Source organism: Halomonas ramblicola (assembly GCF_030409215.1).
Taxonomy (GTDB): domain Bacteria; phylum Pseudomonadota; class Gammaproteobacteria; order Pseudomonadales; family Halomonadaceae; genus Halomonas; species Halomonas ramblicola.
Genome location: NZ_JAUFPL010000011.1, coordinates 1 through 9059, shown reverse-complemented (window position 1 = coordinate 9059; position 9059 = coordinate 1). Strand labels below are relative to the sequence as shown.

Genomic DNA, 9059 nt, shown 5'->3' with positions numbered 1-9059 from the left:
GCCCCGGCCACAGCGTCGTCGACCACCACACCTGGTGCTTCGTCGGCGACGGCTGCCTGATGGAGGGCATCTCCCACGAGGTCGGCTCGCTGGCCGGCACCCAGCGGCTCGGCAAACTGGTGGTGTTCTACGACGACAACGGCATCTCCATCGATGGCGAGGTCGAGGGCTGGTTCACCGACGATACCGCGGGGCGCTTCGCGGCCTATGGCTGGCACGTGGTACCCGCCGTCGACGGCCACGACCCCGAGGCGGTCGCCGCCGCCATCGCGCAGGCCAAGGCCCACGACGACCGGCCCAGCCTGATCGTCTGCCGCACCATCATCGGCTTCGGCGCCCCCAACAAGCAGGGCAAGGAGGAGTGCCACGGCGCCGCGCTGGGCGAGGACGAGGTGGCCGCGGCCCGGGCGCGCCTCGACTGGCCGCATGCGCCCTTCCATATCCCCGAACCGATCTACCAGGGCTGGGACGCCCGCGAGCAGGGCCGCGCCGTCCAGGACGCCTGGCAGGCCCGCTTCGAGCGCTACCGCGCCGAGCATCCCGAGCTGGCCCGCGAGTTCGAGCGCCGCGTCCAGGGCCAGCTGCCCGCCGAGCTGACCAGCGAGGCGATGGTCCAGCGCGCCCAGGAGAAGGGCGAGGCCATCGCCTCGCGCAAGGCCTCGCTGGCCTGCCTCAACGAACTGGGCCCGCAGCTCCCCGAGCTGCTCGGCGGCAGCGCCGACCTGGCGCCCTCCAACCTGACCTTCTGGGACGGCGCCCGCGCGATCACCCCCGACACGCCCGACGGCAACTACCTGCACTACGGCGTGCGCGAGTTCGGCATGGGCGCCATCATGAGCGGCATCGCCCTGCACGGCGGCTTCATCCCCTATGGCGCCACCTTCCTGATCTTCATGGAGTACATGCGCAACGCCGTGCGCATGGCGGCGTTGATGGGCCAGCGCGTCATCTACGTCTTCACCCACGACTCCATCGGCCTGGGCGAGGACGGCCCCACCCACCAGCCCATCGAGCAGCTCACCGCCCTGCGCAGCACGCCCAACCTGGCCACCTGGCGCCCCTGCGACGCCGCCGAGACCGCCGCCGCCTGGGACGCCGCCCTGAAGCGCCAGGCCGGCCCCACCGCCCTGGTGCTGTCGCGCCAGGGGCTGCCCCACCAGCCGCGCACGCCCCAGCAGCTGGCCGATATCCAGCGCGGCGGGTACATCCTGCAGGACTGCGAGGGCACGCCGGCGCTGATCCTGATCGCCACCGGCGCCGAGGTGGCCCTGGCCATGGACGCCGCCGCCGAGCTGAAAGGTCAGGGCCGCGCCGTGCGCGTGGTGTCGATGCCCTCCACCTACCGCTTCGACGGCCAGGACGCCGAGTACCGCGAATCGGTGCTGCCCAGGGCGGTTACCGCCCGCCTGGCCATCGAGGCGGGGCATCCTGACTGCTGGTACAAGTACGTGGGCCTGGACGGCCGGGTGATCGGCATGACCACCTATGGCGAGTCCGGCAAGGCCGGCGACCTGTTCGCCCACTTCGGCTTCAGCGTGGCCAACGTGGTGCGCCAGGCCACCGAGCTGCTCGAGGGCTGATCGCCGGCCCGCAGCGTGGGCAGAAAGAAAGAAGGGGGCGCGGCCGGTCGGCCGCGCCCCCTCTCTATTGGCTATCTGCCAGGCCCTCAGGCGACGGTGACGTCCTTCGCCAGATAGACGTCCTGGATGGCGTTGAGCAGCTCGACGCCCTCCGCCATGGGCTTCTGGAAGGCCTTGCGGCCGGAGATCAGCCCCATGCCGCCGGCGCGCTTGTTGATCACCGCGGTGCGCACCGCCTCGCCCAGGTCCGAGGCGCCCTTGGAGCCACCGCCGGAATTGATCAACCCGGCCCGGCCCATGTAGCAGCTCGCCACCTGGTAGCGCGCCAGCTCGATGGGGTGGTCGGTGGCCAGGGTGTCGTAGACCCGGTCGTGGGTGTGGCCGAAGCCGATGGCACGATAACCACCGTTGGTCTCGGGCAGCTTCTGCTTGACGATGTCGGCCTTGAGGGTCGCCGCCAGGTGATTGGCCTGGCCGGTGAGGTCGGCCGCCGCATGGTAGTCGGTGCCCTCGTGCTTGAAGGCCGGGTTGCGCAGGTAGGCCCACAGCACCGTGGCCATGCCCAACTGGTGGGCGCGCTCGAAGGCCTCGCTGATCTCCATGATCTGGCGGCGGCTCTCCGGCGAGCCGAAGTAGATGGTGGCCCCCACCGCCACGCAGCCCATGTCGAAGGCCTGGTCCACCTCGGCGAACAGGGTCTGGTCGTACATGGCCGGATAGCTCAGGGTCTCGTTGTGATTGAGCTTGAGCACCATGGGGATACGGTGTGCGTAGCGCCGCGCCACCGACGAGAGCACCCCCAGGGTCGAGGCCACCCCGTTGCAGCCCCCCTCGAGGGCCAGCTCGACGATGTTGGCCGGGTCGAAGTAGAGCGGATTGGGGGCGAAGGAGGCCCCGGCGGAGTGCTCGATGCCCTGGTCCACCGGCAGCAGGCTCAGGTAGCCGGTACCCCCCAGGCGGCCGTGGTCGAACAGCGCCTGCAGGCTGCGCATCACCGCGGGACTGCGGTCGCTGTCGGCCACCACCCGGTCGACGAAGTCGGGCCCGGGCAGGTGCAGTTGCTCCCGGGGCAGGCCCCGGCACTCGTGGGTCAGCAGGGACTCGGCCTGGTCGCCCAGCAGCTTGGCTATGTCGGTCATGGATTCCTCTCCTTGGGGTTCGAGACGCTATTCCCAGCGTAGCGGATGACACTACCCGGAGGGCAGAGGAATGTTCAAGCGAAGGCGCCCTCCCGGGGTGGGAGGGCGCCGCGGCAAGAGCGACCGCTCAGGCCGCCTGCACCTCGATGCGCCGCCGACGGTGGCTGTCCTTGCGCGGCAGGGTGAGGTGGACCACGCCGTTGTCGATGCGCGCGCTGATCGCCTCGCTGTCGATCTCGCGACTCAGGGTGAAGCGGCGCGCGTAGCGCTGGGCGCGCACCTCGGCGTAGAGCGGGCTGAGCCCCTCGGGCATGGCCAGGCTCACCTCGCCCTCCAGGCTCAGCACGCCGTTGTCCACCTCGATGCACAGGGTGTCCGGCGTGACGCCGGGCATGTCGGCGACGATCTCCACGGCGTTGTCGCCCTCATGGATGTCCACCGCCGGCAGCAGGGTCTCGCTGCGGCGCTCGCGGTCGGCGGTTTCGGGGGTGGTCGTCTCGCGACGGGTGATCTCGTTCATGGTCACTCACCTCCTTGCAGGACTCGGCCTCAGCTAGCCTGAACCTCGATGCGACGCGGCTTGAGTTCCTCGCTCTTGGGCAGCACGATCTCGCACACGCCGTGGTGGAAGCGCGCCTCGGCGCGGTCGATGTCGAGCCCCTCGGGCAGCGCCACGGCGCGACTGAAATCGCCATGGAAGCGCTCCTGGCGGAAGCGGGTTTGGGTCGCCTCATCGTCGGGTGCCTGGCGTCGCCCGCTCACCGTCAGCACGCTGTCCTGGATGCTGACCTCGAGGTCCGAAGTGCCCAGGCCGGGCGCGAAGACATAGACCCGCACCGCATCGTCGGTACGGCCCACGTTGATCAGCGGGAAGCTGCCATGGGGAACCGAGCGGATGTCCGCCGCCCCGCTTCCCGGGAACATCTCGTCCAGCAGCTGCTGGAACCACTCCAGACCCTGGGCACGGGTCGGATCCAACCCCTTGAGATCTCCGAACATGTCGAACACCTCCTCATTCTCAGGCCAGATGACGGGACGGGGCCTAACGCCGCGAGGCTGACAGGGCCCCGGTAATCTGCAAAATAGGTTCGCTCGGGCCGGTTTCAAGGCCCGGTGGATCAAATTTTTCTCCCCCTGCGACGAGGCACACCATGGGCGTACTGCGAGGCTTCCTGTGGCTCACCGGCTTCCTGCTGCTCGGCGACGTGCTGGTCACCCTGGCCGGCCTGCCGATCTCCGCCGGCGTCGCCGGCATGCTGCTGCTCACCGCCTGGCTGTCGCTGCGCGGCCGGGTCCCGGCCGATATCGCCGCCGCCGCCCGGCCGCTGATCGCGGTGCTGGCCCTGCTGATCATGCCCGGGGTGGTGGGGATCTTCTTCATCCTCGACCGCCTCGCCGGCCACGGCCTGGCCATCCTCGCCGCCCTGCTGCTCGGCACCCTGCTCAGCGTGCTGACCACCCTGTGGCTGATGCACCGCCTGCTGGGCGCCGACGCCGTGCCGGTGGAGGGCCGCGAGGATGGCTGAGCTGATCGACCACCTGATGGCTACGCCGTTGCTGGCCATCGCCCTGACGCTGTCCGCCTATTTCGCCGGCGAGCGCCTGCTGCGCCTCGTCGGCGCCCCGGCCTGGTGCCCGCCGATCCTGGTGGCGTCCCTGCTGCTGGCCGGGGCGCTGTGGCTGCTGGGCATCGACGTCGCCGACTACCGGGAGGGCGCCGGCTGGTTGATGTTGCTGCTCGGCCCGGCCACCGTGGCCCTGGGGCTGCCCCTCTACCAGCAGATGGCACACATCCGTGCCCTGTGGCGTCCCCTGCTGGTGTGCCTGCCCACCGCCGCCGGCCTGGCCGCCCTCTATGCGGTGGGTATCGCCTGGCTGCTGGGTGCTCCGGCCGAGGTGCTCGCCTCCCTGGCCCCCAAGTCGGTCACCGCCCCCATCGCCATCGGCATCACCGAGCAGCTCGGCGGCTCGATCTCGCTGATGATGGGCGGCCTGCTGCTCACCGGGGTGGCGGCGATCGGCTTCGTCGGCCCGCTGTCGCGCCGGCTGGACATCCGCGACGAGCGGCTGATCGGCCTGGCGCTGGGCATCAATGGCCACGCCCTGGGCACGGTGCGCGCCTTCGAGATCGGCCCCACCGCCGGTGCCTTCGCCTCCCTGGGGATGAGCCTCACCGGCATCCTCACCGCCCTGCTGTTGCCGCTGGCCTGGCACCTGCCGGGACTCGCCGGCTGAAGTGCGCTAGAATCCGGGGTTTCCGCCGCCGCCAGGAGACCTCGTCGCCGCCATGGCCCATCGCATCGCCATCAACGGATACGGCCGCATCGGCCAGTGTGTGCTGCGCGCCCTGATCGAGCAGCAGGGAGCCGAGCAGCAGGGAGCCGGCCACGATGCCCCGCCCCTCGAGGTGGTGGCCATCAACGAGCTCTCCGACCTGGCGACCATCGCCTACCTGACCCGTTACGACACCACCCACGGCCGCTTCCCCGGCAGGGTGGAGGCCGAGGGCGACCGTCTGGTGATCGACGGCCGGCCGATGCGGGTGCTCTCCGAGGCCGACCCGGACCGCCTGCCCTGGGGCGAGCTGGGCGTCGACCTGGTGCTGGAGTGCTCGGGCAGCTTCAGGGATCGCGCCACGGCTTCCCGCCACCTGGCCGCCGGCGCCAGCCGCCTGCTGTTCTCCCAGCCGGCGGAGAGCGACGTGGACGTCACCATCGTCAGCGGAATCAACGACGCGGAACTCGCGACCTCCCACCGCATCGTCTCGGCGGCCTCCTGCACCACCAACTGCCTGGTGCCGGTGCTCACCGTGCTCGACGAGGCGCTGGGCATCGACCACGGCGTCACCACCACCATCCACTCGGCGATGAACGACCAGCCGGTGATCGACGCCTACCACCAGACCGACCTGCGCCTGACCCGCTCGGCCATGCACTCCATCGTGCCGGTGGACACCGGCCTGGCGCGCGGCATCAACCGCCTGATGCCCCACCTGGCCGGGCGCTTCGAGTGCCTGCACATGCGGGTGCCCACGATCAACGTCTCGGCCATGGACCTGGCCATCACGGTGAAGCGCGACACCACGGCCGCCGAGGTCAACGCCCTGCTCGCCGAGGCCAGCCGCGGGCGCCTGGCGGGGCTGCTCGGCTACACCGAGGAGCCCATGGCCTCGGTCGACTTCAACCACGACCCGCGCTCGGGTATCGTGGACGCCACCCAGACCCGGGTGGCAGGCGGCCGCCTGCTCAAGCTGCTGTGCTGGTTCGACAACGAGTGGGGGTTCGCCAACCGCATGCTCGACGTGAGCCGGCGGCTGGCCGCCCTGCCCCCCGCCAGCCCCTGACCCGCTTCCGGTTTTCCCATCACGAGGACGCTTCCCCCATGAACGTGCGCAAGATGACCGACCTCGATCTTCGCGGCCAGCGCGTGCTGATCCGCGAGGACCTCAACGTGCCCGTCAAGCACGGCAAGGTGACCAGCGACGCCCGCCTGCGCGCCGCCCTGCCCACCATCCAGGCGGCCCGCGATGCCGGCGCCAGGGTGATGCTGATGAGCCACCTGGGCCGCCCCACCGAGGGCGAGCCCGCCGAGGAGTTCTCCCTGGCCCCGGTGGCCGAGCGCCTGGGCGAGCTGCTGGGTGGCCCAGTGACCCTGGTCGAGGACTACCTGGGCACCGCCGTCGACCTGGCCGACGGCGAGGTGGTGCTGCTCGAGAACGTGCGCTTCAACGCCGGCGAGAAGCAGGACGCCGAGGCACTGGCCCGGCAGTATGCCGAGCTGTGCGACGTCTTCGTGATGGATGCCTTCGGCACCGCCCATCGCGCCCAGGCCTCGACCCACGGCGTGGCGCGTTTCGCCCCCACCGCCTGCGCCGGCCCCCTGCTGGCCGCCGAACTCGATGCCCTGGAAAAGGCCCTGGCCACGCCCAAACGCCCCATGGCGGCCATCGTCGGCGGCTCCAAGGTCTCCACCAAGCTGGAGGTGCTCAACGCGCTCTCCGAGAAGTGCGACCAGCTGATCGTCGGCGGCGGCATCGCCAACACCTTCATCGCCGCGGCGGGCCACAACGTCGGCAAGTCGCTGCACGAGGCCGACCTGATCCCCCAGGCCAGGGCGCTGATGGACAAGGTGGAGATCCCGCTGCCCAGCGACGTGGTGGTGGCCACCGAGTTCTCCGAGCAGGCCTCCGCCGTGGTCAAGCCGGTCGATCAGGTCGGCGATGACGAGATGATCCTCGACATCGGCCCGGAGACCGCCGCGCGCCTGGGCGGCATGCTCAAGGACGCCGGCACCATCCTGTGGAACGGCCCGGTGGGGGTGTTCGAGATCGACCAGTTCGGCCATGGCACCGAGGCGCTGTCGCGGGCCATCGCCGAGAGCAACGGTTTCTCCATCGCCGGCGGCGGCGACACCCTGGCCGCCATCGACAAGTACGGCATCGAGGAGCGGGTCTCCTACATCTCCACCGGCGGCGGCGCCTTCCTCGAATACGTGGAAGGCAAGACCCTGCCCGCGGTGGCCGCCCTGGAGGCCGCGGCCGCCCGGGCCTGATAGACTACGCCACCCCCAACGATCGACGACCAGTGCGGCGCCGTCCCCGGACGGCGCCGCCCTCACGCTAGACAGGTACGATAAATGGCACTGATCAGCATGCGCCAGCTGCTGGACCACGCCGCCGAACACGGCTACGGCGTGCCGGCCTTCAACGTCAACAACCTCGAGCAGATGCGCGCCATCATGGAGGCCGCCGACCAGACCGACTCCCCGGTCATCGTCCAGGCCTCCGCCGGCGCCCGCAAGTACGCCGGGGCCCCCTTCCTGCGCCACCTGATCCTGGCCGCGGTGGAGGAGTTCCCGCACATCCCGGTGGTCATGCACCAGGACCACGGCACCAGCCCCGCGGTCTGCCAGCGCTCCATCCAGTTGGGCTTCTCCTCGGTGATGATGGACGGCTCGCTGGGCGAGGACGGCAAGACCCCCACCAGCTACGCCTACAACGTCGACGTCACCCGCCGCGCCGTGGAGATGGCCCACGCCTGCGGCGTCTCCGTGGAGGGCGAGCTGGGCTGCCTGGGCAGCCTGGAGACCGGCATGGCCGGTGAGGAGGACGGCATCGGCGCCGAGGGCAAGCTGGACATGGAGCAGCTGCTCACCGACCCCGAAGAGGCCGCCGACTTCGTCAAGGCCACCGGCGTCGACGCCCTGGCCATCGCCATCGGCACCAGCCACGGCGCCTACAAGTTCACCCGGCCGCCCACCGGCGACACCCTCTCCATCCAGCGCATCAAGGAGATCCACGCCCGCATCCCCGACACCCACCTGGTGATGCACGGCTCCTCCTCGGTGCCCCAGGAGTGGCTGGAGATCATCAACGAGTTCGGCGGCGAGATCCCCGAGACCTACGGCGTGCCGGTCGAGGAGATCGTCGAGGGCATCCGCCATGGCGTGCGCAAGGTCAACATCGACACCGACCTGCGTCTGGCCTCCACCGGTGCGGTGCGCCGCTTCCTGGCCCACAACCCCAGCGAGTTCGACCCGCGCAAGTTCCTCAAGGAGACCGTGACCGCCATGCGCGAGCTGTGCATCGCGCGCTACGAGGCCTTCGGCACCGCCGGCAACGCCTCGAAGATCGAGCCGATCGGCCTGGAGGCCATGTTCGAACGCTACGCGCGCGGCGAACTGGATCCCCAGGTGCGGTGATACCGCACGAGGGAGGACACGGGCGGCCCTGGCGGCCGCCCGTGTCGTTTGGGGTCATTGCCTTGCCGACGGGCTGGGGGAACGACGACACCTCGCAACCATACGAAAAGGCCGCCACGGCGAACCGTGGCGGCAATCACAGGCTTGCCATCTTGCCTCTCACGCTGGCTCGGGAGGAGGGCCGCCCCAGCGGACGGCCCCGGGGAATTACCAGGCGGATTCCTCGTCGTCCTCATCCTCCTCGGGCTCTTCCCATTCCTCCTCTTCCTCCTCGTACTCGGTGTCACCATCCGAGCCGGAGCTTTCCCAGTCCTGGGTCTCCTGCTCCTCGTTCTCGTACTCGGTGCTGTCGTAGCCAGTGTCACCGCTGGCTTCCGGGGCGCTCTCTTCCTGAGGGGCCGGCTCCTGCTCCTCTTCCTCGTGGAAGTCGGCGAAGGCCAGCGGGCTGGCGATCAGGCCGAAAGAAACACCGAAGATACCGAGTTTCTTGAGGAATTCCTTGGACATCATGTTCGCACCTCCATGGGGTCTGGACTGAATGGCACTTACTTAAGCTTTTCCGGATGACCGTGTTGCCGAATTTGCTCCCGTGCTTCATGGCGGGGCATCTGTAATAACCGCTGGGGCCGGGGTCGCCGCT

Annotated in this window: 10 protein-coding genes; 6 read left to right on the top strand and 4 right to left on the bottom strand. The window is 69.9% G+C overall.

All coding sequences use genetic code 11. From position 1 onward, the window contains the following. A partial coding sequence (tkt, locus tag QWY80_RS02220; protein WP_290229043.1) for a transketolase occupies positions 1 to 1580 on the top strand: 1580 nt, incomplete at its 5' end. A gap of 86 nt (positions 1581 to 1666) precedes the next feature. On the opposite strand, the gene QWY80_RS02215 is transcribed toward tkt, so the two are convergent. From QWY80_RS02215 to QWY80_RS02205, 3 genes are all read right to left on the bottom strand, one after another. Next, the gene (locus QWY80_RS02215; protein WP_290229042.1) at positions 1667 to 2719 is read right to left on the bottom strand and encodes a class I fructose-bisphosphate aldolase; all 1053 of its coding nucleotides are present in this window, start codon (positions 2717 to 2719) and stop codon (positions 1667 to 1669) included. A 127-nt stretch (positions 2720 to 2846) separates the two neighbouring features. Next, a complete protein-coding gene (locus tag QWY80_RS02210; protein ID WP_290229040.1) occupies positions 2847 to 3239 on the bottom strand; it encodes an Hsp20/alpha crystallin family protein in 393 nt (130 codons plus the stop codon). Between the two features lie 29 nt (positions 3240 to 3268). After that, on the bottom strand, positions 3269 to 3718 hold the full coding sequence (locus QWY80_RS02205) for an Hsp20/alpha crystallin family protein (protein WP_290229039.1): 450 nt from the start codon (positions 3716 to 3718) through the stop codon (positions 3269 to 3271). A 152-nt stretch (positions 3719 to 3870) separates the two neighbouring features. On the opposite strand from QWY80_RS02205, the gene QWY80_RS02200 reads away from it, so the two are divergent. The 5 genes from QWY80_RS02200 to fba all read left to right on the top strand — a co-directional run bounded on the left by QWY80_RS02200 (position 3871) and on the right by fba (position 8419). Beyond that, the gene (locus QWY80_RS02200) at positions 3871 to 4245 is read left to right on the top strand and encodes a CidA/LrgA family protein (protein WP_290229038.1); all 375 of its coding nucleotides are present in this window, start codon (positions 3871 to 3873) and stop codon (positions 4243 to 4245) included. After that, entirely contained in the window at positions 4238 to 4954 is a 717-nt protein-coding gene (locus QWY80_RS02195) for an LrgB family protein (RefSeq protein ID WP_290229037.1), read from the top strand. The genes QWY80_RS02200 and QWY80_RS02195 overlap by 8 nt, the downstream gene beginning before the upstream one ends. A 52-nt stretch (positions 4955 to 5006) precedes the next feature. Then, positions 5007 to 6062: a type I glyceraldehyde-3-phosphate dehydrogenase gene (locus QWY80_RS02190; RefSeq protein ID WP_290229036.1), complete on the top strand. Its 1056-nt coding sequence runs from the start codon at positions 5007 to 5009 to the stop codon at positions 6060 to 6062. 38 nt (positions 6063 to 6100) lie between these two features. Then, positions 6101 to 7270: a phosphoglycerate kinase gene (locus QWY80_RS02185; protein WP_290229035.1), complete on the top strand. Its 1170-nt coding sequence runs from the start codon at positions 6101 to 6103 to the stop codon at positions 7268 to 7270. Between the two features lie 84 nt (positions 7271 to 7354). Continuing rightward, positions 7355 to 8419, top strand: coding sequence for a class II fructose-bisphosphate aldolase (fba, locus tag QWY80_RS02180; RefSeq protein ID WP_290229034.1), 1065 nt, complete (start codon positions 7355 to 7357; stop codon positions 8417 to 8419). Positions 8420 to 8626: 207 nt separating this feature from the next. Here the strand turns inward: fba and QWY80_RS02175 are convergent, their stop codons facing one another. Beyond that, positions 8627 to 8929, bottom strand: a complete 303-nt coding sequence (locus QWY80_RS02175) for a hypothetical protein (RefSeq protein ID WP_290229033.1) — start codon at positions 8927 to 8929, stop codon at positions 8627 to 8629. Between the last annotated feature and the right edge of the window lie 130 nt (positions 8930 to 9059).